Source organism: Pseudarthrobacter sp. BRE9 (assembly GCF_031844305.1).
Classification (GTDB): Bacteria; Actinomycetota; Actinomycetes; order Actinomycetales; family Micrococcaceae; genus Arthrobacter.
Map to the genome: position 1 here is coordinate 163073 of NZ_JAUZUY010000007.1, position 26989 is coordinate 190061.

The window sequence follows — 26989 nt, forward strand, 5'->3', positions numbered from 1 at the left end:
CTGGCGTCGGTTCCACCGATGTTACTCGTGAGTAACTTAGCCTGCAAGGGTTGTTGTGGAACGGTTATTGGCCGCCTGCGGCAGCAACCTGTTTGGGTTCCTTGGGCGGAAGTGGCTGCGGGTTCAGGAAGGCGGCGGTGATCAGCGGAGCCGTGAGTTCCACTTGCCAGGGGCGGGCGCCCAGAGTCCGCAGTTCGGCGGAGATGGACTCTTCAGTGACGTCAGCGGGCGGCCGCCAGGCCACGCGCCGGAGGTAGTCGGGCGTCAGGAGGTTTTCCAGGGGGAGGTTCAGCTCCCCGGCTTTCTCCTGGAGCAGGGGCCGGGCCGTGGCCAGCCGGGCAGCGGCTTCCGGATCGCGGTCTGCCCAGACCCGTGGCGGCGGCGGCGCGTTCGTGGCCAGGTGGAGGGGCGGCAGTTCTTCCAGGTCCCGGGCCGCGGCGATGCAGCGCAGCCAGCGGGGAGCTTCGCGCTGGGCGGCGCGTCCGTGGAACCCCTTGGTGCTGAGCAGTTGGGGGACCGTGGCGGGCATGGCCTTCGCCGCGGCAACGAGGGCTGAGTCCGGGAGGAGCCGGCCGGGCGCTACGTCGCGTTTCTGCGCCAGGGAGTCGCGTTCCAGCCATAGTTCGCGGACGGCGGCGAGCTGGCGCCGGTCCCGGATCTGGTGCAGCCCGGAGGTCTTCCGCCAAGGATCAACGCGCGGGGGAGCGATGCCTGCTTCGAGGATGGCCGCAAATTCCTGCTGGGCGTATTCCAGTTTTCCGTCCGCCTGCAGCAGCTCGATGAGTTCCTCGCGCAGCTCGGTCAGGACTTCCACGTCCAGGGCGGCATAGCGCAGCCAGGGCTCCGGCAGGGGGCGGGTGGACCAGTCGGCGGCAGAGTGTTCCTTGGCAAGTCCAAACCCCAGCAGCTGCTCGATGACGGCGGCCAGGCCCACGCGGGGCAGCCCGGCAAGGCGCGCGGCGAGTTCTGTGTCGAAGAGCTTGTCCGGCCACATTCCGAGTTCGGAGAGGCAGGGCAGGTCCTGGCTGGCGGCATGCAGGATCCATTCGACACCGCGAAGGGCCTCGTTGATGATCTCCAGGTTCCCGAAGGGCTCGGGATCGATCAGCCAGGTTCCGGCGCCCTCGCGGCGGATCTGGACCAGGAAGGCGCGCTGTCCGTAGCGGAAGCCGGAGGCGCGCTCGGCGTCCACGCCGGCGGGTCCGGTGCCGGCGGCAATGGCAGCGGCGCAGCGTTCCAGGCCGGACTGCGTTTCAATGACCAGTGGAACGCCGTCCCGTGGCGAGTCAAGGTCGATGATTTCGGGGATGGGGCTGTCAAAGCCCTCCACCGTGATGTGGGGTGCGGCAGCAGCAGCCGGGACGCCGGCTGTGGTGTTTTCCGGAATGTTTGGGGTCATGATGCCCTCAGTTTACCGGCCTGCCCCATAACCGTTTTGCTGGCTTCGCCGCCGGGGCGGGAGCGCGGTGACGCCGTCGGGGAGTGGCGGGAGTCCGGCGAACGTGCACACCATGTCGGACCAGGCCTCAAGGTGGGCCTGGACGTCGGAGGAATCGGGTGTCCAGGAGGCCCGGAGTTCGATGTCAATGGACCCGGGGCGCCCGGCCAGGGTCCCGAAGCTTTCGGAGAGGACGCGGGTGGCGGTGCCGCCCGCTGCCCGGTACGCCGCCTTGTGGTTCTCCAGTGCCTCGACCAGCCAGGTCCACGCCACGGTTCCCAGCATCTGGTCGTTGCCCATTTCCGGTTCCAGTTCGGCGCGGATATAGGTGACAATCCGGAACTCGCCGTCCCAGACGGCCGAGCCGTCCGGATCATGCAGCAGGATGAAGCGTCCGGTGGCGAGTTCCGTTTCGTCCTCGTCCGCCGTTCCCGAAGCCCCGGGCCCCGAAGCGGCTGTTCCGGATGCGGCGGCAAAGGCCATGGCCGCTGGTCCGTGGACGGGTGTGGCGGGGGTGCCGGCGCCGGGCGCCATCACTTCGGCGCCCAGCGCGACGGCGAAGGGTGCCAGCCGCGCGGGGGCAGGGATCTCCGCGAGGCGCAGTTCCTTCCGGCAGCGGGCTTTCCTGAGGGTTCCCAAGGCGTGGAGAAAATCCGGGGGAACCTGGTCCAGTGCGTTCACCTTGGCAGATTACGGGGCGGGACGGGCCGGGGCAGGAAGGCTCGCCGTCAGCGGCCGCTCACCCGGCCTGGCCGGCCCGGTAATCCCGGAGTTCATGGCGGATCGCGGCAGCAAAGGTATCGACGTCCTCCTCCGTGGTGTCAAAGGAGCACATCCAGCGGACTTCCCCTGCCGCCTCATCCCAGTCGTAGAACCGGAAGGATTTTCGCAGCCTGTCCGCTGTCCCGGGGGGAAGGACGGCGAAGACGCCGTTGGATTCGGTCTTCTGGGTGGGCCGGACGCCGTCAATGGTGTCGACGGCGGCACGCAGCCGTGCGGCCATGGCGTTGGCGTGTGCGGCGGAGCGCAGCCACAGGTCGCCGTCCAGCAGGGCGATGAACTGGGCGGACATGAACCGCATCTTGGAGGCAAGCTGCATGTCCATCTTGCGCAGGTAGACCAGGCCGTGGGCGGCCTCCGGGTTCAGGGCCACCACCACTTCGCCGTAAAGCAGCCCGTTCTTGGTGCCGCCAAAGGAGAGGATGTCCACGCCGGCGTCGCGGGTAAAGGCCCGGAGGGGAACGTCCAGGTGGGCGGCAGCGTTGGCCAGGCGTGCCCCGTCCATGTGCAGCTTCATGCCCTTGGCGTGCGCATGGTCGGCAATGGCACGCACTTCTTCCGGGGTGTAGCAGGTGCCCAGTTCCGTGGTCTGGGTGATGGAGACAGCGAGCGGCTGGGCCCGGTGCTCGTCGCCCCAGCCCCAGGCCTCCCGGTCGATCAGTTCTGAGGTCAGCTTGCCGTCCGGGGTGGGGACGTGCAGGAGCTTGAGGCCGCCGATGCGTTCCGGGGCCCCGTTCTCGTCCATGTTGATGTGGGCGGTGGAGGCGCACACTACGGCGCCCCAGCGGGGGAGCAGGGACTGCAGCGACAGGACGTTGGCGCCGGTGCCGTTGAAGACCGGGAAGCATTCGATGCCGGCGCCGAAGTGGTCAACCATCAGTTCCTGCAGCCGCGCGGTGTAGTCGTCCTCGCCGTAGGAGACCTGGTGCCCGTCGTTTGCGGCGGCAAGTGCTGCAAGGACTTCGGGGTGGACGCCGGAGTAGTTGTCGGAGGCAAAGCCGCGCACGTTGGGATCGTGCAGCCGCAGCCCCGTGCGGGTTTCTGCTGTTGTCGTCATAGGGTTGCTCACGCTTTCAGTTTAGGGACTGCCACATCAGGTGCCGCGTCATCGCCGGTTATTCTGCCAGCCGGAGCCGGGCACCGTTGATTTCGGCGGATGGGGTGGCAAAAAGCCGGACGACGGCGGAGGCCAGGTCAGCCACGTCGGTCGCCCCCGGGAATTTGCGCTCCGGGTGGGTTCGGCGCAGTTCGTCGTCCACCAGCGCCTTAACCACCAGGATGCTGGCGGCGGCTGGGCTTCCGCCGGCCCCGCCGGCCCCGGCGGCCCGGCGGAAGCCGTCGGCCATGGCCATGGTCCAGGCTTCCGCGGCCGCCTTCGCCGCCACGTAGCTGGCCGCAGCCGCAGTGGGTTTGTCCAGGGAAGTGGAGGAGACCATCGCAAACCTCCCCGAGGCGGAAGCGGCGAGGCCGTCGAAGAAGACGCGTGACACGTTTCGCAGCGTGGTGATGGCCCCGCGCTCCAGGAAGTCCCAGTCGTCGTCGGACTGGTCCGCTATACCCTTGGCCCCGCGCCAGCCGCCCACCAGGTGGATCACGCCGTCCACCGCCCCCAAGGCGCCGGTGACGTCGTCGCGCAACTGCCGGACGTCCGCCAAAACCGCGAGGTCGCACGTAAAGGGCGTGACGCCGTCGCCCGCTTCCTGCGCTGCCTGATGGATCCGCGCCTGGTCGGAGCCCGCCGTGGCCACCCGGTGGCCGGCGGCAGCCAGTGCCCGCGCCACGGCGATTCCTGAGGCGCCGCTGCCGCCGGCCACCAGGACGGTGAGCGGCTGGGCCTTGAGGCTCTGGGCGCCCTGACCGGGCTGCGTGGCGCCGGCGCTGCTCACAGTGCGGAGCGGCCGGTGATCCCGGCGGTGGACTCAATGACAGGGCGCATCTTCTTCTCCAATGCTTCGTAGAACATGGACAGCGGGAATTCGTCGTCCAGCACCTGGTCGGTGAGGCCGCGGGGCGTTCCCGCCAACGGCAGCGCGTCGGGGCCCTTGGCCCACACGGACGCCGGGTTGGGGGTGACCGTCGCCGAGACCAGCTGGTAGGCCGCCAGCCAGTGTGCGGTCTTGGGGCGGTCGATGGAGCGCCAGTACAGGTCGTCGATGCTGGCTCCGAGGGCGATCACAGCGTCCGCCACCTCATCCCAGTCGATGGCAAGCCGTGTATCGGTCCAGTGCAGCACGTGCTGCTGGTGCAGCCAGGCAAAGAGGAGCTGTCCGCCCAGGCCATCGTAGTTTCGGACGCGGCTGCCGGTGATGGCGAAGCGGAAGATGCGGTCGAAGATGATGGCGTACTGCACGAGCTTCGCGTGCCGCCGGGCTTCAGGATCGGCGTCGTCGTCCTGTTCGATGCGGACCGACTCGCGGAACGCCGTGAGGTCGCAGCGCAGTTCTTCCAGCGAATACAGGAAGTAGGGCATCCGCTGCTTGATCATGAACGGATCGAACGGCAGGTCCCCGCGCATATGCGTCCGGTCGTGGATCAGGTCCCACATCACGAAGGTGGCTTCGGTGAGGTCCTGGTCCGCGAGCAGTTCCGCGGCGCCCTCGGGCAGTTCCAGGGACGTGATCTCCGCGGCGGCCTTCAGGACGCGGCGGAACCGGGCGGCTTCACGGTCGGCAAAGATGGCGCCCCAGGTGAAGGTGGGGGTCCGGCTGACGGCCACCGTTTCGGGGAAGAGGACGGCCGAGTTGGTGTCGTAGCCCGGGGTGAAATCGACGAAGCGGATGGGGACGAACAGTTTGTTCGAGTAGTCCCCGGCTTCCAGGCCGGCGATGAATTCGGGCCAGATGACCTCGACCAGGACCGCCTCCACCAGCCGGCTGCTGCTGCCGTTCTGGGTGTACATCGGGAACACCACAAGGTGCTGCAGCCCGTCCCGGCGATGCTCCTGCGGCTGGAACTCAAGGAGTGAGGAGAGGAAATCGGGCACTGCGAAGCCGCCGGCAGCCCATGCTTGGAAGTCTGCGCAGGCGGCGTTCAGGTAATCGGCGTCGTGTGGAAAGGCGGGGGCCAGGGCCCGGACGGCATCCACAATGGTATCCACGCAGCCGGCCGCCTCTGCCTGGTCCGCGGGGTCGGGGACGGACCCGTCCTGGCCCTGGAGCCCCTGCAGTGCGGTGGCGGCGGCCTTGAGCCGGAGCCAGTCGTGGTTCTGCGCGGAAATCCCGGTAACGGCGGTGGTCAGGGTCTCTGTCATCGTCGGCTGCCTTTCTGGTTGCTTGCTTCTCTGGCGAGCGTAACAAGCAACCAGCAGGACTTATGCCAAATCAGCTCTTTAGTAAGAAGAGCTTAGCCTCAAAGGTTTCTTGCAGGCATCGAGACAGTCCTTCGCTGTGGGGTCAGCACCCCGACAGTCTCCACCCGGAAGTGAGCCCAATGCCTTAGCTTTGGGGCGCCCCGTCCCGGTCAGCATCCTTGGCAACCAGCCGGAGGGATACTGAGTTGATGCAGTAGCGCTGGTCGGTGGGGGTTCCGTAGCCCTCGCCCTCAAAGACGTGGCCCAGGTGGGAGTCGCAGGAGGCGCAGCGCACCTCGATCCTTTCCATGCCCAGGGTCCGGTCGTGGATGTAGCGCACGTTGCCTTCAGCCAGGGGAGCCCAGAAGGAAGGCCAGCCGCAGTGCGAGTCGAACTTCTCGTTGCTGGTGAACAGTTCGGCGCCACAGGCCCTGCACTGGTACACACCCGCGGTATGGGTGTCCCAGTATTCGCCGGTGTAAGGGCGCTCGGTGCCGGCCTGCCGCAGCACGTGGTACTCCTCCGGCGTCAGTTCCTCCCGCCATTGGGCATCACTTTTCGTGACGGTGGTTTCCACGTTGTCAGCGTCCTGCTTGCCCGCGTCCTGGGTTCCCGGGGCCGGTGACCCGCCTGCAACGCCTGCCGCTTTGTTCCCGAAGATACTGTTTCCAAAGATGCTCATAGAATTCCCAACGCTCAGGAGTCGCCGATAAATCCCGAGCCCGCGTACAGGTGCAGCACGGGGACGCCGAGCTGGTCCTGCGCCTTGTTGGCCCAGTCGGTGTGGAAGGTATCGGACACGGCGTGCGGCCTGGTGATCACCACGGCCTGGGAGGCGCCGGTTTCCCGGACCTTCGCCACCAGGCCGTCCACTGCCTTGCCCTCCACCACCTGGCCGCTCACGCCGGAGCCCAGGCCTTCCAGCGCCGCGAGCGAGGCAGCGAGGATTTCATCTGCGTGCGCCCGCTCCGTGGCGGCGTCCGGGTTGCGCGCTCCGAGTTCCCGGAACGCCTTGGCAACGTCCAGCATGGAGAGGTTTTCGAGGAAGTCCACAATCAGGTGCCGCTCGGTGTTCGCCGGCACCAGGACCAGCAGCCGGTTGTCCGCCCCATCCACCAGCCGTTCAATGTTCACGCGGTCATCCGCGCCCAGGGGTTCTTCGGTCAGGATGATGATGGGATCACTCATGGCCTTAGCCTAGCGCCGCCCGCGAACGCCCGCACTGCAGTCGTGAAAGTGCCGGAACGGTCCGGGTGGGCCGCGTGCCGCCGTGCCGTTGCTGCCCGGGAATGCGGGTATCGGCGGCAACGCCGGTAAGAATAGTTCCATGGCACCTTTCCGGCGAGCGCGCCCTGCAATGACTGCATCCACCAGGGATACCGGCGGAATGTCCCCGGGGGCAAAGTGGGCTATTGGCGGCGCCATCGCCGGCGGATCCGTGGCCAGCCTGCTGGGAGCCGGTTCCTCCGCGCTCGCCGTGTACTTTGCCCGCCGCGTCATCACGCCGGCGCGGCAACGGGCCGCCGACAAGGAACTGCTGGCCGTGATCCGGGACGGGCAGAAGCAGCAGGTAATCCTGGCGGCCAATGACGACACCACGGTGGACGGGGTCTACGGATTCTTTTTCGACGGCGGCAAGGGCCACGCGCGCATCGGCCGCATTGTTTCCTACTCACCCGCCGAACGGACAGTCCTGCGCGAGGTGGAAGCCGTCTACAGCGGTGACCTGTCCACGGCCCGCTGGGGATGGTGGAGCGGCGCCACCTACCCGGACCCGGCCGCCGTCGGAATTCCTGCCGAGGACGTACTCATACCGGTGGAGCGCGGTGAAGCTCCTGCCTGGCTGGTCCGGGCAAAGGGGACAGCGCGCACCTGGGCCATTATGGTGCATGGGCGCGGGGCCACGCGGCAGGAAGCGCTGCGGGCGGTGGGACCGGCGCTGGAGCTGGGCCTGACCAGCCTGCTGGTGTCCTACCGCAATGACGGGTTGGCGCCGTCGGCCGATGATGGACGGTACGGCCTGGGATCAACCGAGTGGCAGGACATTGAAGCTGCCATTGAGTACGCGCTGGGCCATGGCGCCGAGGAGATCGTCCTGTTCGGCTGGTCCATGGGCGGGGCGATCTGCCTGCAGACCGCGGACCTGTCCCGGTACCGGCATCTGATCCGGGCCATGGTGCTCGATGCACCCGTGATCGACTGGGTCACCGTGCTCGCCCACCATGCCCAGTTGAACCGGATTCCGTCGCTGGTGGGCCGCTACGGGCAGCTCATGCTCGGCCACCCGCTGGGCCGGCGCCTCACTGGCCTTTCGGCGCCGGTGGACCTGAAGGTCATGGACTGGGTCTCCCGGGCCGTCGAGCTGCGGACGCCCACGCTGATCATCCACAGCGTTGACGACGAGTACGTTCCCTACGGACCCTCCGCCCTCCTGGCCGAGCGGAACCCGGAAATGGTCACCTTCGAAACGTTCAGTCACGCACGGCACACCAAGGAATGGAACGTGGACCCCGAACGCTGGGAACGGCTGGTCAAGGCCTGGCTCCGGCAACAGCTCGCTCCCCGCCTCAATCCCGGTTCGGGGCTTAGCCAGGGAACGCTGGCCGGGCAAACCTCTGCCGGTGCGTGACATGGCGGAACGGCTCCATGGCGGGCGGCGCCGGACAGAACAGCGAACTGCAGGGACCTTGGGCGAACGTGGCCGCGACCTCGCCGCGGGACTTTCGGGACTCGTCACGGCAGCCCCGGGCGGGCCAACCCAGGCTTCGCACGCACCCTTTGACGGCACACTGCTCGGTGAAGTGCCAGTCTGCAGCGCGCACGACGTTGATGCCGCCGTCGGCACAGCCCGCCTGGCGCAACGGAATTGGGCCGGTGTTCCGGTCGCTGAACGTTGCGCCGTGATCCGGCGCTTCCGCGGGCTGGTGCTGGACCGGGAGCAGGACATCCTGAACCTGGTGCAGGCGGAAAGCGGGAAGTCCCGATTAAGTGCCTTCGAGGAGCTCGCGGACGTGGTCCTGACGGCGGACTACTATATGCGGAACGCTGGGCGGTACCTTGGGCCGCGCCGCCGGAAAGGCGCCGCGCCGGTCCTGACCCGCACCACCGAATACCGTATTCCGAAGGGGGTGGTGGGGGTCATCAGCCCTTGGAACTACCCGCTGACCCTTGCCGTCTCGGACGCCCTTCCGGCACTGCTGGCCGGAAACGGCATCGTCCTGAAGCCGGATTCACAGACACCCTTCACAGCCCTGCTGATGCTCAAGCTGCTCCGGCAGGCCGGGCTTCCCGCAGACCTGTTCCAGGTGGTCACCGGGCCCGGCACTGCGATTGGCCCCGCTTTGATTGAACGGGTCGATTTTTTGATGTTCACCGGTTCCTCGAAGACCGGCAAGACCGTGGCCCGGCAGTGCGCTGAGCGGCTGATCGGCTTTTCCGCCGAACTCGGCGGCAAGAACCCCATGCTGGTCCTGGCTGACGCCGATGTTGGCAAAGCCGCCGCGGGGGCAGTGCACGCTTGTTTTTCCAACTCCGGACAGCTGTGCGTGAGCATCGAACGGATCTACGTGCATACGGACATCCATGACAGCTTCCTCGCTGCCTTCACAGCCGGGGCCAAGCGTCTCCGCATGGCTCCCGGACCGGACTGGGACATCGGCATGGGGTCCCTCACCAGCGCGGCACAGCTTGAACGGGTGGACGGCCACGTCCAGGATGCGCTGGCGAAAGGCGCGCAACTGGTCACCGGCGGGCGGCGCCGGCCGGACCTGGGGCCGCTGTTTTACGAGCCGACGATCCTCACCGGAGTCACCGGGGAGATGCTCCTGGCCCGGGAAGAGACATTCGGACCGGTAGTGGCCGTCTACCGGGCAGCGGACGACGACGAGGCCACCGCCCTGGCCAACGATTCGGACTTCGGGCTGAACGCCAGCGTCTGGTCCGCACGCCGGGGCGAGGCAGTGGCCAGAAGGATCCTCGCGGGCACGGTCAATGTCAATGAAGGCTACGCAGCCACCTGGGCGTCCCACGATGCACCAATCGGGGGCATGAGGGAGTCAGGCGCGGGCCGCCGCCACGGCCGGGAGGGCATCCTCAAATACACCGAGCCGCAGACCATCGCCGTGCAGCGGCTGCTCCCGGTGGCACCCGCACCGGGCATGTCCAACCGGGCCTACGCACGAATCATTAAAGGGGCCCTCAGGTTGATGGACCGCTTTCCCCGAAGCCGCTGACGGACGCGGCCCGCACGTCTTTGACCGGGCCATGGACGTGCTGGGGGTCAACCGGATGATGGACCAACTTCACCGGACGTGCTGTGGGGCGGCCAGAAGGGAATTAGGGGTAAGGCCTACCCTCCTTCATTGGGGACCCGTGACCCTATGACAGACCAAAGCCCGGGTCTATCCTGCTGCCCAAGGGGGATGCCGGTGTAGAGAAATGGGGCCCCGAAATGCGCATAACAAGACGACAACTGCTGCAGGCCGGTGCTGTTGCCGGCGCCGGGCTGCTGGCTTCGCCCGGCTCCCCGGCTGCCGCGGCTCGTGCACCTGCCGCCGGGCAGCAAGCCATGTTTACCGAGCAGCTCCCGACCATGGATGAGCTTGGAGTGTTGGACATGCAGGGTGGCGGCAGCACCTCGTTGTGGGTCCGCAACGCCTGCCACCGGTTCCAGGAACAGATGGGCCTGACGGACACCTTGGCCTACCAGGAGGCCGGCTCATCCCGGACGTACCTTGGACCCGTCATCATTGCCCGGAAAGGTACTCCGTTCGAGCTGACGGTCCACAACCGGGTCGAACGGCATCCCCTTGCCTTTGCCATTGACAGCGAGCTGGTTCCGCATGGCAGCAACGATGCGAAGCGGCCGCGGATGTCCGTCCATCTTCACGGCGGCAACACCAGCCCGCGGTCCGACGGCGGCCCGGACCGGGCGTTCGGTCCCGGCGCCTCCTACACGTACCGCTATGCCAACAACCAGGATGCTGCCGGGCTCTGGTATCACGACCATGCGCTGGGCATGACCCGCCTCAGCGTCTACGCAGGACTGGCCGGCGGGTACCTGCTCCGGGATACCCCCGGGCCGGGGGGATCAGGGATCGATACCGGGGACGGCACCTATCTGCCCCCGCCGCCTTACGAGGTTCCCCTGATCATCCAGGACCGGATGTTCCACCTGGACGGCTCGTTTGCCTACCCGCCGAACCCGGACCTCACGGGACCCGACGGCGGCCCCCGCCCCTGGGCTCCGGAGTTCTTCGGCGATGTGGCCACCGTCAACGGAAAATGCTGGCCCAACCTTGATGTGGCCCGCGGAAAATACCGCTTCCGGATAGTCAACGGCTCCAATGCCCGCTTCTACGACTTGAAGTTCGGTGCCGGCGGCCAGGCGGTCCCCTTTCACCAGATAGGGTCCGACGGCGGCCTGCTTGATGCTCCCGTCCGGCTCAACAGGCTGGTGCTCGGACCGGCCGAACGGGCCGACATCGTGGTGGACTTCGCCGGACTCAAGGCCGGCTCGAGGGTGATCCTGGCCAACAGCGCCCCGGTTCCATATCCGGACGGTCCGGAATCCGTCCAGCGCGGCGGCCTCCCGCTCCCGCAGATCATGCAGTTCACCGTGCAGGGGAACTCCGGCTACACAACTCCGCTGCCCGCCCGACTCCGGTCCCGGCCCCTTACCCGGCTTGTCGAACTGCCCACCGTGGCCACCAGGTCCATGGCCTTGGTGGAAGTGGCGAACGCCGACGATGTTCCCACCATGGCGCTGATCAACAACAGGATGTTCGACAGCCCGGACGTCACCGTGGTGAAGATGGACACCTTGGAACAGTGGGAACTCATCAACACTACCGAGGACGCGCACCCCATCCATCTGCATTTCACCCAGTTCCAGCTGCTCAACCGGCAGAAGTTTGATGCCGGGGCGTATTTGGAGGCGACGGGCTACGTGAATCCCGCAACTGGCCTCGTCACGCCCGGGCGGGGCAGTGCCGTCTCCGTCAAGCCATTCCTGACAGGACGCCCCAAAGACGCGCCTGCGAACGAGCAGGGGTGGAAGGACACTGTTGTGGCGTTCCCCGGCGAGGTCACCAGGATTCGGGTTCCCTTTGGTGCAGCCGCGGCGGGCGGGCTTCCGCTGGCCATCGGCTCATCCTTCAAGGGCGAATACGTCTGGCACTGCCACATCCTGGAGCACGAGGACAACGACATGATGCAGCGCTACGTCATTGAGTAGGGGACGCGGGGCCGCTTCCAGCTGTGGGCGAGCCGATCGGTGCCGTAACAGCGTTCGTCAGCCGGATGAGGTCGGCCGGAGCGAGTTCAATGTCGAGGCCGCGGCGGCCGCCGGACACCAGCATCGTGTCCAGCGCCAAAGCGGTGGAGTCCAGCACCGTGGGGGAGGGCTGGCGCTGGCCGATCGGAGAGATGCCGCCCAGGACATAGCCGGTGCGGCGCTGGGCCGCGGCAGGATCGGCCATGGCAGCTTTCTTGGCTCCGAGTGCGGCAGCCATTGCCTTCAGGTCAAGGGTTCCGCTGACCGGCACGATGCCCACCGCGAGCCGGCCCTCTACGTCCACCATCAACGTCTTGAAGACGCGGGAAAAATCGATGCCCAACGCTTCGGCAGCTTCGGCGCCGTAGCTCTGCGCGGAAGGATCGTGGGTGTACGGGTGCAGCATAAAGCGAACCCCGGCAGCGGTCAGGGCCGCTGTGGCCGGGGTTCCCTGGGAGCCGTTCCTGCGTGCCATCGAGGCGGGGTCAGGCCCGCACCCTGGAGGCGGCCGCTACCTTGCGCTTGATCCTTCCCAGCATGGCGGTCATGCCCCTCATGCGCAGCGGCGTGATGGCGCGCGTGAGTCCCAGCAGTTCCGGCATGTCATCGGGCACGGACAGGATTTCTTCCGCGGACAGGCCGTCCAGGCCCTCGTGCAGGACGCCGGCAAAGCCCCGTGTGGTGGGAGCCTCGGCCGGGGCCTTGAAGTAGAGCCGGACTGCGGCTGCGGGGCCGGCGTCGTTCTTCTCTGTCTCAATGGTGAGGAACAGCGGCGACTGGCACTCCACAACCTGCTCAAGGAGTTCGGGGTGGTCCTTGAGCCGGTCGGGGAGCTCCGGCAGTCCTTCGGAGAACTCCAGCAGCAGCTGCAGCCTTTCGGGTTCGGACAGGGCCTGGAAGTCGTCCACGATCGCCGCCAGGGCGGATGGCAAAGCTTGAGTAGTCATCATTCCAAGTCTACGCGGGGCGGGCGCTGCGTCAGGCTCCGACGGCGACGGGAACGGAACCGCGCTCGGCGCCCTTGATGATCGGTACGCGCACGGCATTGCCCCACTCGGTCCAGGATCCGTCGTAGTTGCGGACGGAATCAAAGCCCAGGAGGTACTTCAGGGCGAACCAGGTGTGGCTGGAACGCTCGCCAATGCGGCAGTACGCCACCACGTCGTCACCCTCGGACAGGCCGGCCTCGCCCAGGTAGATGGCCTCCAGCTCCTCCCTGCTGCGGAAGGTGCCGTCTGCGGCAGCGGCACGGGCCCAGGGGATGGACGCAGCTGTGGGGATGTGGCCGCCGCGGAGGGCGCCCTCCTCCGGGTAGGCCGGCATGTGGGTGCGCTGGCCGGTGTATTCCTCGGGGGAGCGGACATCGATGAGCGGACCGGTGCCGAGGTGCGCCAGGACGTCGTCCTTGAAAGCGCGGATGGGGGCGTCGTCGCGCTCAACCACCGGGTAGCTGCCGGGGGCGGGGGCGGGCCGGTCCTTGGTCAGTTCGCGGCCTTCGGCAATCCACTTGTCCCGGCCGCCGTCGAGCAGCCGGACATCCTGGTGGCCAAAGAGCGTGAAGACCCAAAGCGCATAGGCGGCCCACCAGTTGGATTTGTCGCCGTAGATGACCACGGTACTGTCCCGGGAGATGCCCTTGGACGCTGCGAGTTCCGCGAAGGCTGCGCCGTCAATGTAGTCGCGGGATATTTCGTCGTTCAGGTCGGTGTGCCAGTCGATCTTGACGGCGCCGGGGATGTGGCCCGTCTCGTACAGGAGCACGTCCTCGTCGGATTCCACCACGACGAGCCCGCCGTCGGCCGCTGCGCCGTCCTTGATGGCAGCCGCGAGCCACTCCGTGGAAACGAGCCGCTCCGGGTGGGCGTAGGCTGCGAACTTCTCATTCTGTTCAACCGGGTAGGGCATGGCTTGGCCTTTCAGTAAGAGCACGGGAAACCGTGGAACATGCATTGGAACCTGTTCCCACCCTAGCCAGCGCCCGGAAGGTTGTCCGTATTCCGTTAACAGGGCGAAATGTTGCCTTCGTCACGCCTGCGGCGGGAGGGAGGCTGCCAGCCCGGGGACGGCCGGCATTGCCGGTATCCTTTCTGGGGACCAACCACCAGCAGAACGGACCACCTTGGTACAGATCGAACAGCTTGCCGCCCGCACTCCGGCAGTTTCGGTGGACGAACTCCTCAAGGGCTTCTACCCATCGCCGCGGTTCGGGGAAGTCTCCTTTGCGAGCTACCGCCCGGACCCCAAGCAGCCCAGCCAGGCCGCGGCCGTGCGGGAACTCCAGGGGTTTGCCGACGGCGTGGGGTCGGGTAACGGTGGCGGCCTGTTCAGGAAGCTGTTCGGCAAGAAGGACGATTCCCGCGCCGGCATTTACCTTGACGGCGGGTTCGGCGTGGGCAAAACCCACCTGCTCGCGTCCCTGTGGCACGCGTCCCCGGGCCCGAAAGCCTTCGGCACGTTCGTGGAGTACACCAACCTCGTGGGCGCCTTGTCCTTCCGCAAGACCGTAGATGCCCTGAGCGGCTACAAGCTGGTCTGCATCGATGAATTCGAACTGGACGATCCGGGCGACACCGTTTTGATGTCCCGGCTCATGCGGGAACTGGCCGATGCCGGCGTGAAGCTTGCCGCCACATCCAACACCTTGCCCGGCTCCCTGGGTGACGGCCGCTTTGCCGCTGTGGACTTCCAGCGCGAAATCCAGGTCCTGGCCGACCAGTTCGAGGTCATCCGGATCGACGGCGAGGACTTCCGGCACCGCGGCCTGCCCGCGGCCCCGGCCCCGCTGAAGAACAGCGAACTCAACCACCACATGAAGGCGGAGTTCGACGGCAAGACGGTTGCCCAGGACGAATTCTCCACCCTGATCCACCACCTGGCAGGTGTGCACCCCAGCCGGTACCGCCAGCTGATCGACGGCATCGACGGCGTGGTGTGGCGCAACGTGGAAACCATCAAGGAGCAGGCGGTGGCACTGCGGTTCGTGGTCCTGGCGGACCGGCTCTACGACAAGGACGTCCCCATCCTGGCCAGCGGCGTCCCCTTCGACCAGCTGTTCACCGAGGAAATGATGACCGGCGGGTACATGAAGAAGTACTTCCGCGCCGTCTCCCGCCTGACGGCACTGGCGCGCGAAGGCCAGAACCACGAACCCTCCTGACCAAACCCTTCTACGGGGACGTCCTGCTGCGTCCCGGGGTCAGTGCCCACCGGACGGCGAGCCCGGCCACCAGCGCCCAGAACGCGGAACCGATTCCGGCAAAGGCGAGCCCCGAGGCGGCCATCAGGAACGTGACCGCCGGGGCAATGCGTTCTTCGGGGTCAGCCAGGGCAGTAGAAATTGACGAGGCAAGTGTGCCCAGCAGGGCCAACCCGGCCACGGCTTCGAGCATCCCTGCCGGCGCCCGGCTCACCAGCGAGACCAGGGCTGTGGAAAAGGCAGCCAGCACCAGGTAGGCCAGGCCGGACGTAAAGCCGGCGATCCACCTCCTGCTTCGGTCCGCGCCTGCTTCGGGACCGGCGGCAAGGGCTGCGCTGAGCGCTGCGAGATTGATGGCGTGGCCGCCGAAGGGCGCTCCCACAACGGTGCCCGCTCCCGTGACCAGCATCGCCGGCCGCCACGGGGTCTCATATCCGAATGAACGCAGCACAGCCACTCCGGGAACGTTCTGCGACGCCATGGTCACCACGAACAAGGGGACGGTAATGCCGGCGAGGGCCTGCAGGCTGAACGCGGGCGTGGTCCAAGCCAGTGCGGGCATGAATCCTGCCGGATCCACCGGCGTACCGGCCGAGGCCAGGGAAGTCCCAATCACGGCCAGTGCCACCAGCAATGCTGCTGGAACCGCCCAGCGCGGAGCGAACTTCATCATCAGCAGCCAACACAAAATGACGGGCGCAACAAACATGGGGACCGTGCCAAGGGCTTTGAAAGGAGCCAGGCAGAGCTGCAGCAGGACCCCGGCCAGCATCGCCTGCGCCAGGGAGGACGGGATGCGCGCCATCAGCCTGCCAAGCGCCGGCACCATGCCGGCCAGGGCCAACAGCAGGCCCGTGGCCAGGAAGGCCCCGACGGCGGCCGGCCACCCGCCGTCGGGAATTCCTGATGCGGCCAGCAGCGCCGCCCCCGGCGTTGACCAGGCCAATGTCACCGGAACCCTGGAGCGCCAGGCGAGAACCAGGACGCCAAGTCCGACGGCGAGGGTCAGGGCCAGCAGGCCGGATGCGGCCTGGGCGGAGTCGGCACCCACCGCGGTGAGGCCGGCCAGGACCACGGCAAAGGATGAGGTGAAGCCCACGAGGGCTGTGACGATCCCGGCGACGATGGGCCGGGAATCGACCTGGGCCCGGGCCGTCTTTGCCTTGGAGGGTGCGGGGGAGTTGGGCATACCGGCAGGTTACCGGCGGCGCTTAAGGAAACGGCAATCGGGGGAGCAAAGGCGCCGTTGTGCGCGGAAACCTTTTGGGGGACGCCAAAAGCGGCTTTAAACGCCAAAGGCGCGGGCGCCGCCTCTCGGCGGGACCCGCGCCCCGGTTGACGTGCTGGGGCAAAGCCCTGGCCAAATCCTTTACGGAGCCCTGTCGACCGGCGGAACCGGATTTTCAGGAGCTGCCGGGGGAACCTGCCCGGCGGCAGGTGCCTGACCCGGGGTTCCGTTCTTGTCAATGAGCTTGGAAGCGCCATCCTGGATCTTGTCGACGTGCCCTGCGTACTTGCCGCTGGTCTTCGTGTCGACGAAATCGCCGGCCTTGCTGATGCCGTCCTTGATGGCCTGCTCGTTGCCGCGGATGAGACCCTGAGCCTTGCCCTTTAGATCGTCAATCAAACCCACGAGCACCTCCCTTCGATCGCGGAGCCAGGTCGCTCCTCGCGCTTTCGATCCTATCGGCGCGCGAAAGGTGTGCCAAGGGAGTTCGCCGGCAGCGGATGCCGGTTAAACGAAAAAAGCAGCTCCGCGGAGCTGCTGTTCGTGTGGGCGATACTGGGATCGAACCAGTGACCTCTTCCGTGTCAGGGAAGCGCGCTACCGCTGCGCCAATCGCCCGGAACCGGAAGACCGGCTGATGGGATACAAGAGAGCGGACGACGAGATTCGAACTCGCGACATCCACCTTGGCAAGGTGGTGCTCTACCAGCTGAGCTACGTCCGCGTGTGCAGGTTGGACCGGTAAACCGGTGTACTGCGGGCAAGTTTCCTTGCCAGTGGGCGATACTGGGATCGAACCAGTGACCTCTTCCGTGTCAGGGAAGCGCGCTACCGCTGCGCCAATCGCCCATTGAATCCGGAGAATCCGGAAACCATGGTTTTCACCGAGGTGGGTACGGGATTCGAACCCGTGTATACGGCTTTGCAGGCCGCTGCCTCGCCTCTCGGCCAACCCACCGTGTTAGCGTCAATTCCGAAGAATGTTTGCTGTGACAGTGTCCTGCGAGCGGACGACGAGATTCGAACTCGCGACATCCACCTTGGCAAGGTGGTGCTCTACCAGCTGAGCTACGTCCGCATTTTGGAGGGTTGATTCCCTGCCGTTTCCGGCATTTCCTCGCGTTCCAACGAGTAAAAACAATATAGGAGGTTCGGGGATTCTCCAAATCGCTCCGCACCGCCACCGCGACAGTACCCCCGCATGCCTGTAACTGCGCGGGTTTCGTGAGTTACAGCCGTGTAATTTCCGACGGCGGGAAGGCGCCGTGGTGGGGCAAGATGCGTCCCGCCGGGCTGCTTTTGGTTATTTCCCGCCGGGCAAACCGCTCGGCCGGGTGCCCGTTCCATAGGCGCTCCGTTCGATTTTTGAAATAGGGCGGAGGTGGGCTAGCATTCAAATGCATCGGGGCGATTGGCGCAGTGGTAGCGCGCTTCGTTCACACCGAAGAGGTCACTGGTTCGAACCCAGTATCGCCCACCGCAGAGGTCCGTTTCCGCTCATCAGCAGCGGAGACGGACCTTTTTTGCGTGCAGCTCCTGGTCCCGGAGCTTTTGTCGGCCCCCTGTGAAAGAGTCTTTTGTATGACTGATCCGCTTCTCGCCCACGCCACCGAATACGGCCGGATGTATGCACGGTCAACGTCTGAGCAGTTTTCGGTACCTTCCATCACAACCGTGATCAGCCAGCAGCCGCACGGCCTTGATGGCTGGTTCGGTTACATGGGTGCAAGCAGCCTGGCCAAGGATCCGCTGCTTTCGGACTGCCTGGGCAGCCCTGCCAAAATCAAGCAGGCCATTAACCGTGCCGCCAAGGCTGCCGAAACCTATCGGGATGATGCCGCCAGACGGGGGGACCGCGTCCACAACTACTGCGAGCAGGTGGCACTCCGGGCGCTCGGACGCCCCCATGCCATGAAGGAAGCCCGTGAGGCATTGGCTGCCAACGGGGAGGAAGCCTTCGCCGTCCGGTTCGACGAGTGGTGGGAACTTTTCCAAGTGGAGCCCATCGCCCCCGAAATCACCGTCTGGAACAACTCCGTGGGGTACGCCGGAACCCTGGACCTTGTGGCCCGCATCAATGGGCGTATTTGCCTGATCGATTACAAAACCAAGGGCACCACCCGGGACGGCCTGGTCAAGCCGCTGGACGACAAAGTGGTCATGCAGCTGGTGGCCGGCATGAAGGCGGAGGAAAGCCTGGTGGATCCGGAAGCCGGGACCTGGGAGCCGTGGAAGTACGGCGAAAATCCTGTCCTGCTGGCCGTCGCCATCGGCGAGACCGAGGTCCGTCCCGTCCGTGCCAACCCCGAGGTCCTCAAGCACCACTGGTGGAAGTTCTGCGCCCTGCGCCGGGTCTGGGAATTGTCCGCGGACACCATCAGTGCCGGCACTGCGCTGCTGCCCATCGCACCCCCGCCGCTGGCACAGGCCCGCACCGCCTAGCGGCTGACGGACCTGGAGTGACTGCACCTAAACTGGATAGGTTCCCTTTGCCGCCAACCGTGAGGACAAACAGCGCATGGCTATTCTGAATATCCGCATCATCGGTGATCCTGTGCTGCGCACAGTTGCCGATCCCGTGACGGAATTCGGACCCGAGCTTGCCAAACTGGTGGCCGACATGACCGAAACCATGGAGGACGTGGACGGTGCCGGGCTTGCGGCTCCACAGGTCGGTGTCAGCAAGCGCGTCTTCACGTACCGCATCGACGGTGTGAAGGGGCACGTCATCAATCCCGTCCTGGAGAACAGCGAGGACTACCAGCCGGACCACGTGGAGGGCTGCCTGTCCATTCCGGGCCTCGGCTTCCCCGTCCGCCGTTTCCGCGCCACCCGGGTTACCGGCGTGGACATGCACGGGAATCCGGTCTCCATTGATGGGGAGGGGATGCTGGCACGCTGCTTCCAGCATGAAAATGACCACCTGGACGGCATCCTCTACACCGACCGCCTTGAGGGCGAAGACCGGAAGGCTGCCCTGCGGTCCATCCGCAACGCCAATTACGACGCCGTCACCGGGCGCACCACGGCCAAGCGCGCCAAGAGTGTCGGGTCGAGTTTCGGCGGGGCCAGCTTTGGCGGAACCAGCGCCCCCGGCTCCAGCTTTGGCACAGCAGGGTGAGGGTCCTCTTCGCGGGGACGCCTGCCGTCGCTGTGCCGTCCCTGGACGCCCTGGTCAGCGCCGGCTTCAACGTGGTCGCGGTCCTGACGCGTCCCGACGCACAGGTGGGCCGCAAACGCGTGCTGACGCCGTCGCCGGTGGCGCAACGGGCCGCGGAACTGGGCATTGAGGTCATCCGCGCCGCGCGCGTCGACGCGGATGCCGTTGTTGCCATCTCCGCAGTGCAGCCGGATGTCGCGGCCATCGTCGCCTATGGCGGACTGGTACCCCCTGCGGCGCTGGGCATACCGCGGCACGGCTGGGTCAACCTGCATTTCTCTCTCCTGCCCGCCTGGCGCGGCGCGGCACCGGTCCAGCGTTCGGTCATGGCCGGGGACGACGTCACCGGTGCCGTTACGTTCCAGCTCGAGGAAGGGCTGGACACCGGCCCCGTTTTTGGCACGCTGACCGAAGCGGTCAGGCCTCACGACACTGCGGGGGACCTGCTGGAGCGGCTGTCCCACAGCGGTGCCGTTCTGCTGGCGCAGACACTGTCGGCCATCGAGTCCGGAAAAGCGTCGCCGCAGCCGCAGGCCGGCGACGTCTCGCTCGCACCCAAACTGACCCTGGAAGACGGACACCTTAACTGGTCCCATCCGGCCCTTGCCATCAACAGGCAAGCACGCGGAGTCACTCCTGAGCCCGGTGCCTGGACCCTGCTGGACGGGCAGCGGGTCAAGCTCGAGCCTGTCCGGCTTAGGCCGGATATTTCAGGGCTTGCCCCCGGCGCAGTGGAATTGCAGGGGAAAACTGTGGTGGTGGGAACAGGTTCGCACGCCGTGGAACTCACCCGGGTCCAGCCCGCAGGGAAAAAGATGATGGCTGCTGCCGATTGGGCACGTGGCATGGCTTCACTGGAGGGTGTGGTGTTCGAATGAGCGGGTCCGACGGCAATACGGGTGGACGGAGCACCGGCGGACCGAACGGCGGCGGAGGGGGAAGCGCCGGCGGCCGCGGCGGGAGAAGCGGTCAGGGCGGCAGCGGCTCTCCTGCAGGCGGCGGCCGCGGCAAGGGCGGACCCCGCGATGCCAGCAGGAGGGACGCCAAGGGGCGGGAACGCAACCGCGGGCCGCAGCGGAGCTTCACCGACCAGGCGCCGTCGCAGCGGACCAGGCGCGCCGACCCCGCCCGCCTGGTGGCCTTCGAAGTGCTGCGCGCCGTGGCGGAAGAGGACGCGTATGCCAACCTGGTGCTGCCCGCGCGGATCCGGCATCACCGCCTGGACAAACGGGACGCCGGCTTCGCCACGGAACTGAGCTACGGGGCCCTGCGCGGCCAAGGCACCTACGACGCCATCCTGGCGCGGTGTGTGGACCGGCCCCTGGCCCAGCTTGACCCCGCCGTCCTCGACGCCCTCCGCATCGGCGCCCACCAACTGCTGGCCATGCGCGTCCCGGCACACGCCGCCCTGGACCAGACGGTGGGACTTGCCCGTGCTGTCATCGGAGCCGGCCCTTCGGCACTGATCAACGCTGTCCTCCGCAAGGTCGCCGCCCATCCCCAGGAGGAATGGCTGGACCTGCTAGTGGAAGGCGAAACCGACGAGACGAAGATTGCCTCGCTTCGGTACGCGCACCCCGAATGGATTGTCCGGGCCATGCGCCAGTCGTTGGTGGCCCATGGCCGGCCCGCAGCCGAGATCGATGACCTGCTGGAGGCGGACAACGCCGCCCCGGTTGTTAACCTTGTGGCCCTTCCGGGGCTGGGCAGCCTCGACGAGGCCCTGGAAAACGGTGCCACTCCCGGTGAACTGGTGGAAGGCTCCGCACTCTCCAGCGGCGGTGACCTGGGGCGCCTGGCATCCGTGCGCAACGGTACCCTCCGGGTGCAGGATGTTGGTTCACAGCTGGTGGCCAGGGCCCTGGCCGCCGTGGACCTTCCCGCTGTGAACCTCAGCCGGGCCGGCGGCGCTCCCGGAGACAATGCCGGCGCCGATAGTGCCGCATCGGCCGCCGCCGCCGGCGCCGGCGCCGATACCTCTGCCGGTGAAGCGTGGCTCGATCTCTGCGCAGGCCCCGGGGGAAAGGCTGCCCTCCTCGGTGCGCTGGCACACCAGCGGGGCGCCACACTTCTTGCCAACGAGCCCGCCCCACACCGCGCGAAGCTTGTCAGCCAGGCACTGTCCGCCGTACCCCAGGACAGCTGGCAGGTCCGGACCGGCGACGGCCGGGATGTGGGTGCCGAACAGCCGGAACAATACTCCCGCGTCCTGGTCGACGTTCCCTGCACTGGCCTGGGAGCGCTTCGGCGCAGGCCCGAGTCCCGGTGGCGGCGCTCTCCCAAGGACATCGCAGACCTGGGCCCCCTGCAGCGCGAACTGCTGAACTCCGCCCTGGCCGCGGTCCGGCCCGGGGGAGTCGTGGCCTATGTGACCTGTTCACCGCACCCGGCAGAAACCACGGCTGTCGTGGCTGACGTCCTCCGGAAGCGCAGCGACCTGGAACTCCTTGACGCAGGTGCCGCCCTTGACGCCGTCAGCCTGACCGGAAGCCTCGGCGCCGGCCATGAACAGACCGCCCAGCTCTGGCCGCACCTCCATCACACCGACGCCATGTTCCTGGCACTGATCCACAAGAAAGCCTGACAGGTAAGAGACCCTGCAGTTAAGAAACCCTGCAGGAAAGAGACCCTGACTTTCCAGCCTGTGGGCAACCAGTCCAGCCTGCTCCCGAGGGCGGGCCGGAATTTTCCATGAGACCAACGCACCTTCAGCGAAAGGCACCCCTGTGACGCAATGCTGCATCAACCCGAGCATCCTCTCCGCCGACTTCGTCAACCTTGAGGCCGAACTGCAACGGATCAGCAACGCCGACGCCGTGCACGTGGACGTCATGGACAACCACTTCGTCCCCAACCTGACCATCGGGCTGCCCGTGGTGCAGCGGATCCAGGCCGTCAGTCCGGTTCCGCTCGACGCCCACCTGATGATCGCCGATGCCGACCGATGGGCGCCGGGGTTCGCCGACGCAGGCCTGGCATCGGTCACGTTCCACGCAGAGGCATCCATTGCGCCCATCAAGCTGGCGCGGGAACTGCGCAGCAGGGGATCCAAAGCGGGGATGGCGTTGCGCCCCGCCACCCCGGTGGAGCCGTACCTGGACATGCTGCCGGAGTTGGACATGCTGCTCATCATGACGGTGGAACCGGGCTTCGGCGGCCAGGCGTTCCTGGACATCACGCTGCCCAAAATCCGCCGGGCCCGCGCGGCCGTGGAAGGCTCCGGACTGGAAGTGGCCATCCAGGTGGACGGCGGGATCACCGAAGACACCATCGCCCGCGCCGCTGAAGCCGGAGCCAACGTCTTTGTGGCCGGCTCCGCCGTCTACGGCGCCGACAACCCCGCCGCGGCCATCGACCTGCTGCGCGACAAGGGCACCCGGACATTACGCGGGGCGACGGAATAACCGGAAGCCCCTGCCGGTTGTGGCACAATAACAACACACATACGTGCTCCGGGGTCGGTGTAAGTCCGAACCGGCGGTGACAGTCCGCGACCCGCGAGCCGGCATTCTCCCAGGAGGATTCCGGCAGACGGTTGAACCGGTGGAATTCCGGTACCGACAGTTAAAGTCTGGATGAGAGAAGCACGTACAGCTGTATCAGTGGGCCCATGGGCCCGCAACGTTCTGCTGTCGTATCCCCGGAGCCATCGCGGTTCGACAGGGAAGGAACGACACACATGAACCCCCAGCGATGGCTCTTAGACGCCAAAAATCCTGCCGCCTCCAAGGCAGCCACCCAATCCCTCCCGGCTGCCGCATGACGGGCGCCGTGGAACTGAAGCCCACCGCCGGGGTGGTCACTGCCTTCAGCACTGACGAAACCCGGGCCATGGAGCACGCCCTGCAGGCAGCCCTGCAGGGGCCGCGCGGTGCGAATCCCCTGGTGGGCGCCGTCGTCGTCGGTCCTGACGGGCGCCGGCTGGTCACCGGCTACCACCGCGGCGCCGGCACGGCGCATGCCGAAGCAGACGCAATTGCCCAAGCCGCCGCCGTCGGCCTGGATCTCTCCGGATGCACCATGGTGGTCACGCTGGAACCCTGCAACCACGTAGGCCGCACCGGTCCGTGCACGGAAGCGATCATTGGCGCCGGAATCACCGACGTGGTGTACGCCGTCGACGATCCCCATGACCCTGCTGCCGGTGGCGCCGCAACACTGCGGGCCGCGGGCGTGCGGGTTCGCAGCGGCCTCGGCGCCGACGAGTCCCTGGACCTGAACCGCCAGTGGTTTGAGGCCGTTGCCGCCAAGCGCCCGTTCGTCACCCTCCACATCGCCCAGACCCTGGACGCCCGGATAGCTGCCGAAGACGGCACCAGCCAATGGATCTCCAGCCCGGAGTCGCTGGCGGACAACCACGGAATCCGCAGCCGCATCGACGCCATCCTGGTGGGCACCCAGACCGTGCTGGTGGACAACCCGCGCCTGACCGCCCGGGAACCCTCCGGCAACCCTGCACCCAAACAGCCGGTCCGGGCTGTGATGGGACTGCGCGGAATTCCGGACGACGCCGCCATCCGGGGCGACGACGGCCTGGCCGTCCACCTTCCCACCCGTGACCCGCGCGAAGCGTTGACCATGCTGTATCAAGCCGGCATCCGCCACGTCATGGTCGAAGGCGGCTCACGGATCCTCAGCTCCTTCCTCTCGGCAGGCCTGGTGGACGAACTCATCGTCTACCTGGCCCCCACCCTGCTCGGATCCGGCACCGCCGCCCTGAACGGGCTCGGCATCACCACCCTCCCGGACGCCCAGCAATGGGAATGGGACGAGGCCGAAGGCGGCGCCGTCCGGACACTCGGCCGGGACCTCAGGCTTCACCTCAGACCGCAACGGAAAGTTGCACTCGACCACCAACCAACCCGCGGCAGCGCGGAGCAAGCCCAGGGAGGCTACTGATGTTCACCGGAATTGTTGCCGAGCAGGGGCAGGTGCTGTCCATCGAGCGCGACGGGCACACCAGCGCCACGGTACGGCTGCACGCCCCCGGCTCCACCGATGGGCTGGCACTCGGCGGCTCCATTGCCGTGAACGGGGTCTGCCTCACGGCAACCGACATTGACGGCCAGGAGTTCAGCGTGGACGTCATGGGCGAAACCCTGGTCCGGAGCACCATCGGCGAACTCGTTGCCGGGGATTCGGTCAACCTGGAACGCTGTGTCCCGGCAGGCGGCCGCCTGGACGGGCACGTAGTGCAAGGCCACGTGGACGGCGTGGGAGCCCTGCTGGAACGTGAAGCCCAGGGCAACTGGGAGCGGCTGCGCTTTGGCGTCCCCGCGAACCTGGCCCGCTACATTGCCGAGAAAGGCTCCATCGCCATCGACGGAGTCTCCCTCACCGTGACGGCCGTCAGCCCGGCTTCTGAGCAGGAACCCTGGTTCGAAGTGGGCCTGATCCCCACCACCCTGGCCGAAACGGGCCTGGGGACCAAAACCACCGGCAGCCGGGTGAACCTGGAGGTCGATGTCCTGGCCAAGTACACCGAACGGCTGCTGGCCTTCCGTGACGCCGGCGCAGCAGCCGGTACCGCGGGCGCCGCGGTTGCCGGAGGTGCACAGTGAACGCCGCGGTACACCTGGAATCTTCCACTGCCGCAGATGCTGTGAACACCGATGCTGTCTCCACCGTCCGGCCGGCCGCGCCAGCCAAGGGACTGGACTCCATTGAGGAGGCAGTACGCGCCATGGCCGCAGGCCGCCCCGTCCTCGTCGTCGACAACGAGGACCGCGAAAACGAAGGCGACATCATCTTCGCCGCCCAGCACGCGACGCCGGCCCTGATGGGCTGGACGATCCGGTACAGCTCGGGCGTGATCTGCGTGCCGCTGACCGGAGACCGCGCGGACGCTTTGGCGTTGCCTCCCATGACGGCCGTCAACGAGGACGCCAAAGGCACCGCATACACAGTGTCCTGCGACGCCGCCACGGGAGTCAGCACGGGAATCTCCGCCACCGACCGGGCCCTGACCGCCCGCATCCTGGCCGACCCGCAGGCCGGACCGGCCTCCCTCACCCGCCCGGGGCATATTTTTCCGCTCCGTGCAGTTGACGGTGGTGTGCAGGAACGCCAGGGCCACACAGAGGCCGCGGTGGACCTGTGCCGCCTTGCCGGCCTTGATCCGGTCGGGGTGATCGCGGAAGTGGTGTACGACGACGGTGAAATGATGCGCCTGGACGGCTTGCGTTCGTTCGCAGCGGAACATGGATGCCCCCTGATCTCCATTGAGGACCTGGTGGCGTATCTTGAAGCCGGGGCCGGGGGAGTTCCGGAGGAAGATGCCCGGGTAGTCCCGGGTGAAGAGAAGGAGAAACGATGACGGCAGCGGCAGCCAGCGACGACAGCCGGCAGAACGGTCACCGGAAGCCCCACGCGGTGTCCGGTGAGGCGCCCCATCCCGTCAATGGAGGGCCGGTCGTGCAACTGCCCACCGCCTTCGGCGACTTCGTGGCGCAGGCGTGGACGGACCTCGTGACCGGTGTGGAACACCTGGCCGTCAGTTCCCCCAACGCCCCCACGGACGGAAAAGCACCACTGGTCCGGCTGCACTCCGAGTGCCTCACCGGCGATGTCTTCGGTTCCTACCGCTGTGACTGCGGGGAACAGCTTGCCTTCGCGCTCGAACTGATCCGGGACAACGGCGGCACCCTGCTCTACCTGCGCGGCCAGGAGGGCCGCGGCATTGGCCTGGCCAACAAGATCAAGGCCTACGCGCTGCAGGAAGCGGGCTTCGACACTGTGGAAGCCAACGAGCAATTGGGCCTGCCCGTTGACGCCCGCTGCTACAAGGCCGCAGCCCAGATCCTCGCTGAAATGGGCCTGCACGAGGTGCGGCTGCTGAGCAACAACCCGGACAAGCAGAACAGGCTGGCGAAAGCGGGGGTGAACGTGGTGGAGATGGTGCCCACCGAGGTGCCTTCCCGCGACCAGAACATCCGGTACCTGCAGACCAAAAAGGACCGAATGGAGCATCGCCTGGTACTGGGCGACCATGTGGGCGGCGTGGTGCCCGTCACCAGCCCCGACACCTCCTTTGACCACGAACAAGACTGAACAGCACCCTGCTGCTGAACCACCAAAAAGAACGGAACAGTACTGACTTATGAGCGGACACGGCGCCCCCGACATCGACCTCACCACCCTTAACCCGGCTGAAACGTCCCAGCTGAAGCTGGCCATCGTCGCAGCCAGCTGGCACACCCAGATCATGGACGGCCTCCTGGACGGTGCACTGCGCGCAGCCAAAGACGCCGGCATCGCCGAGCCCACGGTGCTGCGGGTTCCCGGCAGCTTCGAGCTCCCGGTTGCTGCAGCCCGCCTCGCACCGCACTTCGACGCCGTAGTGGCCCTCGGCGTCGTGATCCGCGGCGGCACGCCCCACTTCGACTACGTCTGCCAGGCCGCGACGTCGGGCCTCACCGACGTCAGCGTGCGCACCGGCGTGCCGGTGGGCTTCGGCGTGCTCACCTGTGACAACGAACAGCAGGGGCTGGACCGGGCGGGCCTGCCCGGCTCCAAGGAAGACAAGGGCCATGAGGCTGTGACCGCGGCGCTGGCCACCGCCGTGATCCTCAAGCAGTACCAGGGCTAGGAGCAGCCCGCTGAACGGGCGCGGTGTGTGTATTCG

The 26989-nt window shown here is 66.8% G+C and carries 26 protein-coding genes, 6 tRNA genes and 1 riboswitch; of the genes, 15 read left to right on the forward strand and 17 right to left on the reverse strand.

The window, feature by feature from the left end; translation table 11 throughout:
* Nucleotides 1–64: 64 nt before the first annotated feature.
* From Q9R31_RS14165 to Q9R31_RS14195, 7 genes are all read right to left on the reverse strand, one after another.
* A complete protein-coding gene (locus Q9R31_RS14165) occupies nt 65–1399 on the reverse strand; it encodes an HRDC domain-containing protein (RefSeq protein WP_311263360.1) in 1335 nt (444 codons plus the stop codon).
* A gap of 12 nt (nt 1400–1411) precedes the next feature.
* Nucleotides 1412–2119 carry a DUF3000 domain-containing protein gene (locus Q9R31_RS14170; protein ID WP_311263361.1) on the reverse strand — a complete coding sequence of 236 codons (708 nt, stop codon included), beginning with the start codon at nt 2117–2119 and terminating at the stop codon, nt 1412–1414.
* A 58-nt stretch (nt 2120–2177) separates the two neighbouring features.
* Nucleotides 2178–3275, reverse strand: a complete 1098-nt coding sequence (locus tag Q9R31_RS14175; RefSeq protein ID WP_311263413.1) for a low specificity L-threonine aldolase — start codon at nt 3273–3275, stop codon at nt 2178–2180.
* Nucleotides 3276–3333: 58 nt separating this feature from the next.
* A complete protein-coding gene (locus Q9R31_RS14180) occupies nt 3334–4104 on the reverse strand; it encodes an SDR family NAD(P)-dependent oxidoreductase (RefSeq protein ID WP_311263362.1) in 771 nt (256 codons plus the stop codon).
* Nucleotides 4101–5468, reverse strand: a complete 1368-nt coding sequence (locus tag Q9R31_RS14185) for a DUF6421 family protein (protein ID WP_311263363.1) — start codon at nt 5466–5468, stop codon at nt 4101–4103. The genes Q9R31_RS14180 and Q9R31_RS14185 overlap by 4 nt, the downstream gene beginning before the upstream one ends.
* Before the next feature lie 184 nt (nt 5469–5652).
* Nucleotides 5653–6189, reverse strand: a complete 537-nt coding sequence (gene msrB / locus Q9R31_RS14190) for a peptide-methionine (R)-S-oxide reductase MsrB (RefSeq protein WP_311263364.1) — start codon at nt 6187–6189, stop codon at nt 5653–5655.
* A 14-nt stretch (nt 6190–6203) separates the two neighbouring features.
* Nucleotides 6204–6695: a hypothetical protein gene (locus tag Q9R31_RS14195; protein ID WP_311263365.1), complete on the reverse strand. Its 492-nt coding sequence runs from the start codon at nt 6693–6695 to the stop codon at nt 6204–6206.
* Between the two features lie 169 nt (nt 6696–6864).
* On the opposite strand from Q9R31_RS14195, the gene Q9R31_RS14200 reads away from it, so the two are divergent.
* The 3 genes from Q9R31_RS14200 (at nt 6865) to Q9R31_RS14210 (ending at nt 11742) form a co-directional block, all read left to right on the forward strand.
* Nucleotides 6865–8136, forward strand: coding sequence for an alpha/beta fold hydrolase (locus Q9R31_RS14200; protein ID WP_311263366.1), 1272 nt, complete (start codon nt 6865–6867; stop codon nt 8134–8136).
* A gap of 1 nt (nt 8137) precedes the next feature.
* On the forward strand, nt 8138–9739 hold the full coding sequence (locus tag Q9R31_RS14205) for a succinic semialdehyde dehydrogenase (RefSeq protein WP_311263414.1): 1602 nt from the start codon (nt 8138–8140) through the stop codon (nt 9737–9739).
* Between the two features lie 218 nt (nt 9740–9957).
* A complete protein-coding gene (locus Q9R31_RS14210; RefSeq protein ID WP_311263367.1) occupies nt 9958–11742 on the forward strand; it encodes a multicopper oxidase domain-containing protein in 1785 nt (594 codons plus the stop codon).
* Here the strand turns inward: Q9R31_RS14210 and ybaK are convergent.
* Genes ybaK through Q9R31_RS14225 form a run of 3 tightly spaced genes read right to left on the reverse strand, consistent with a single transcriptional unit; the run spans nt 11732 to nt 13686 of the window.
* Nucleotides 11732–12256 carry a Cys-tRNA(Pro) deacylase gene (gene ybaK, locus Q9R31_RS14215; protein ID WP_311263368.1) on the reverse strand — a complete coding sequence of 175 codons (525 nt, stop codon included), beginning with the start codon at nt 12254–12256 and terminating at the stop codon, nt 11732–11734. The genes Q9R31_RS14210 and ybaK overlap by 11 nt on opposite strands.
* A gap of 10 nt (nt 12257–12266) precedes the next feature.
* Complete coding sequence (locus Q9R31_RS14220; RefSeq protein WP_311263369.1) at nt 12267–12728, reverse strand: SufE family protein; 462 nt, start codon at nt 12726–12728, stop codon at nt 12267–12269.
* Between the two features lie 31 nt (nt 12729–12759).
* On the reverse strand, nt 12760–13686 hold the full coding sequence (locus Q9R31_RS14225) for a sulfurtransferase (protein WP_311263370.1): 927 nt from the start codon (nt 13684–13686) through the stop codon (nt 12760–12762).
* Nucleotides 13687–13900: 214 nt separating this feature from the next.
* Here Q9R31_RS14225 and zapE point away from each other — a divergent pair, with 214 nt between their 5' ends.
* Nucleotides 13901–14938 carry a cell division protein ZapE gene (gene zapE, locus Q9R31_RS14230; protein WP_311263371.1) on the forward strand — a complete coding sequence of 346 codons (1038 nt, stop codon included), beginning with the start codon at nt 13901–13903 and terminating at the stop codon, nt 14936–14938.
* 10 nt (nt 14939–14948) lie between these two features.
* On the opposite strand, the gene Q9R31_RS14235 is transcribed toward zapE, so the two are convergent.
* The 7 genes from Q9R31_RS14235 to Q9R31_RS14265 form a co-directional block, all read right to left on the reverse strand.
* Nucleotides 14949–16166: a benzoate/H(+) symporter BenE family transporter gene (locus Q9R31_RS14235; RefSeq protein ID WP_311263372.1), complete on the reverse strand. Its 1218-nt coding sequence runs from the start codon at nt 16164–16166 to the stop codon at nt 14949–14951.
* 180 nt (nt 16167–16346) lie between these two features.
* Nucleotides 16347–16610 carry an antitoxin gene (locus Q9R31_RS14240; RefSeq protein ID WP_311263373.1) on the reverse strand — a complete coding sequence of 88 codons (264 nt, stop codon included), beginning with the start codon at nt 16608–16610 and terminating at the stop codon, nt 16347–16349.
* Between the two features lie 141 nt (nt 16611–16751).
* Nucleotides 16752–16823 (reverse strand) — tRNA-Val (locus Q9R31_RS14245).
* Nucleotides 16824–16856: 33 nt separating this feature from the next.
* Nucleotides 16857–16929, reverse strand: a tRNA-Gly gene (locus Q9R31_RS14250).
* Between the two features lie 53 nt (nt 16930–16982).
* Nucleotides 16983–17054, reverse strand: a tRNA-Val gene (locus Q9R31_RS14255).
* Nucleotides 17055–17092: 38 nt separating this feature from the next.
* Nucleotides 17093–17163, reverse strand: a tRNA-Cys gene (locus tag Q9R31_RS14260).
* A gap of 47 nt (nt 17164–17210) precedes the next feature.
* Nucleotides 17211–17283: transfer RNA gene (locus Q9R31_RS14265), tRNA-Gly, on the reverse strand.
* Between the two features lie 327 nt (nt 17284–17610).
* On the opposite strand from Q9R31_RS14265, the gene Q9R31_RS14270 reads away from it, so the two are divergent.
* The 11 genes from Q9R31_RS14270 to ribH all read left to right on the forward strand — a co-directional run bounded on the left by Q9R31_RS14270 (nt 17611) and on the right by ribH (nt 26953).
* Nucleotides 17611–17682 (forward strand) — tRNA-Val (locus Q9R31_RS14270).
* A 104-nt stretch (nt 17683–17786) separates the two neighbouring features.
* Nucleotides 17787–18647, forward strand: coding sequence for a cytochrome (locus Q9R31_RS14275; RefSeq protein WP_311263374.1), 861 nt, complete (start codon nt 17787–17789; stop codon nt 18645–18647).
* Nucleotides 18648–18723: 76 nt separating this feature from the next.
* On the forward strand, nt 18724–19326 hold the full coding sequence (def, locus tag Q9R31_RS14280) for a peptide deformylase (protein ID WP_311263375.1): 603 nt from the start codon (nt 18724–18726) through the stop codon (nt 19324–19326).
* The gene (gene fmt, locus Q9R31_RS14285) at nt 19323–20243 is read left to right on the forward strand and encodes a methionyl-tRNA formyltransferase (RefSeq protein WP_311263376.1); all 921 of its coding nucleotides are present in this window, start codon (nt 19323–19325) and stop codon (nt 20241–20243) included. Before def ends, fmt begins: the two co-directional genes overlap by 4 nt.
* Entirely contained in the window at nt 20240–21949 is a 1710-nt protein-coding gene (locus Q9R31_RS14290; RefSeq protein WP_311263377.1) for a transcription antitermination factor NusB, read from the forward strand. Before fmt ends, Q9R31_RS14290 begins: the two co-directional genes overlap by 4 nt.
* A 142-nt stretch (nt 21950–22091) precedes the next feature.
* The gene (rpe, locus tag Q9R31_RS14295) at nt 22092–22769 is read left to right on the forward strand and encodes a ribulose-phosphate 3-epimerase (RefSeq protein WP_311263378.1); all 678 of its coding nucleotides are present in this window, start codon (nt 22092–22094) and stop codon (nt 22767–22769) included.
* 39 nt (nt 22770–22808) lie between these two features.
* Nucleotides 22809–22957: riboswitch (FMN riboswitch) on the forward strand.
* Between the two features lie 167 nt (nt 22958–23124).
* Nucleotides 23125–24264, forward strand: coding sequence for a bifunctional diaminohydroxyphosphoribosylaminopyrimidine deaminase/5-amino-6-(5-phosphoribosylamino)uracil reductase RibD (ribD, locus tag Q9R31_RS14300; RefSeq protein WP_311263379.1), 1140 nt, complete (start codon nt 23125–23127; stop codon nt 24262–24264).
* Nucleotides 24264–24926, forward strand: coding sequence for a riboflavin synthase (locus Q9R31_RS14305; protein ID WP_311263380.1), 663 nt, complete (start codon nt 24264–24266; stop codon nt 24924–24926). The genes ribD and Q9R31_RS14305 overlap by 1 nt, the downstream gene beginning before the upstream one ends.
* Nucleotides 24923–25681, forward strand: coding sequence for a 3,4-dihydroxy-2-butanone-4-phosphate synthase (gene ribB, locus Q9R31_RS14310; RefSeq protein WP_397428247.1), 759 nt, complete (start codon nt 24923–24925; stop codon nt 25679–25681). The genes Q9R31_RS14305 and ribB overlap by 4 nt, the downstream gene beginning before the upstream one ends.
* A complete protein-coding gene (gene ribA, locus Q9R31_RS14315) occupies nt 25678–26415 on the forward strand; it encodes a GTP cyclohydrolase II (protein ID WP_311263381.1) in 738 nt (245 codons plus the stop codon). The genes ribB and ribA overlap by 4 nt, the downstream gene beginning before the upstream one ends.
* Before the next feature lie 49 nt (nt 26416–26464).
* A complete protein-coding gene (gene ribH / locus Q9R31_RS14320) occupies nt 26465–26953 on the forward strand; it encodes a 6,7-dimethyl-8-ribityllumazine synthase (RefSeq protein ID WP_311263382.1) in 489 nt (162 codons plus the stop codon).
* The last annotated feature ends 36 nt before the right edge of the window (nt 26954–26989 follow it).

Excerpts from the sequence above, each read along its gene's own strand:
- Q9R31_RS14175 (WP_311263413.1), bottom strand. The coding sequence starts at position 3,275 with ATGACGACAACAGCAGAAACCCGCACGGGGCTGCGGCTGCACGATCCC.
- Q9R31_RS14225 (WP_311263370.1), bottom strand. The coding sequence starts at position 13,686 with ATGCCCTACCCGGTTGAACAGAATGAGAAGTTCGCAGCCTACGCCCAC.
- Q9R31_RS14185 (WP_311263363.1), bottom strand. The coding sequence starts at position 5,468 with ATGACAGAGACCCTGACCACCGCCGTTACCGGGATTTCCGCGCAGAAC.
- def (WP_311263375.1), top strand. The coding sequence starts at position 18,724 with ATGGCTATTCTGAATATCCGCATCATCGGTGATCCTGTGCTGCGCACA.
- Q9R31_RS14205 (WP_311263414.1), top strand. The coding sequence starts at position 8,138 with ATGGCGGAACGGCTCCATGGCGGGCGGCGCCGGACAGAACAGCGAACT.
- Q9R31_RS14290 (WP_311263377.1), top strand. The coding sequence starts at position 20,240 with ATGAGCGGGTCCGACGGCAATACGGGTGGACGGAGCACCGGCGGACCG.
- ribH (WP_311263382.1), top strand. The coding sequence starts at position 26,465 with ATGAGCGGACACGGCGCCCCCGACATCGACCTCACCACCCTTAACCCG.
- Q9R31_RS14210 (WP_311263367.1), top strand. The coding sequence starts at position 9,958 with ATGCGCATAACAAGACGACAACTGCTGCAGGCCGGTGCTGTTGCCGGC.
- Q9R31_RS14220 (WP_311263369.1), bottom strand. The coding sequence starts at position 12,728 with ATGACTACTCAAGCTTTGCCATCCGCCCTGGCGGCGATCGTGGACGAC.
- Q9R31_RS14275 (WP_311263374.1), top strand. The coding sequence starts at position 17,787 with ATGACTGATCCGCTTCTCGCCCACGCCACCGAATACGGCCGGATGTAT.
- msrB (WP_311263364.1), bottom strand. The coding sequence starts at position 6,189 with ATGAGCATCTTTGGAAACAGTATCTTCGGGAACAAAGCGGCAGGCGTT.
- Q9R31_RS14235 (WP_311263372.1), bottom strand. The coding sequence starts at position 16,166 with ATGCCCAACTCCCCCGCACCCTCCAAGGCAAAGACGGCCCGGGCCCAG.
- ribD (WP_311263379.1), top strand. The coding sequence starts at position 23,125 with ATGACGGGCGCCGTGGAACTGAAGCCCACCGCCGGGGTGGTCACTGCC.
- Q9R31_RS14305 (WP_311263380.1), top strand. The coding sequence starts at position 24,264 with ATGTTCACCGGAATTGTTGCCGAGCAGGGGCAGGTGCTGTCCATCGAG.
- Q9R31_RS14200 (WP_311263366.1), top strand. The coding sequence starts at position 6,865 with ATGACTGCATCCACCAGGGATACCGGCGGAATGTCCCCGGGGGCAAAG.
- ybaK (WP_311263368.1), bottom strand. The coding sequence starts at position 12,256 with ATGGCACGCAGGAACGGCTCCCAGGGAACCCCGGCCACAGCGGCCCTG.
- Q9R31_RS14195 (WP_311263365.1), bottom strand. The coding sequence starts at position 6,695 with ATGAGTGATCCCATCATCATCCTGACCGAAGAACCCCTGGGCGCGGAT.
- ribA (WP_311263381.1), top strand. The coding sequence starts at position 25,678 with ATGACGGCAGCGGCAGCCAGCGACGACAGCCGGCAGAACGGTCACCGG.
- Q9R31_RS14165 (WP_311263360.1), bottom strand. The coding sequence starts at position 1,399 with ATGACCCCAAACATTCCGGAAAACACCACAGCCGGCGTCCCGGCTGCT.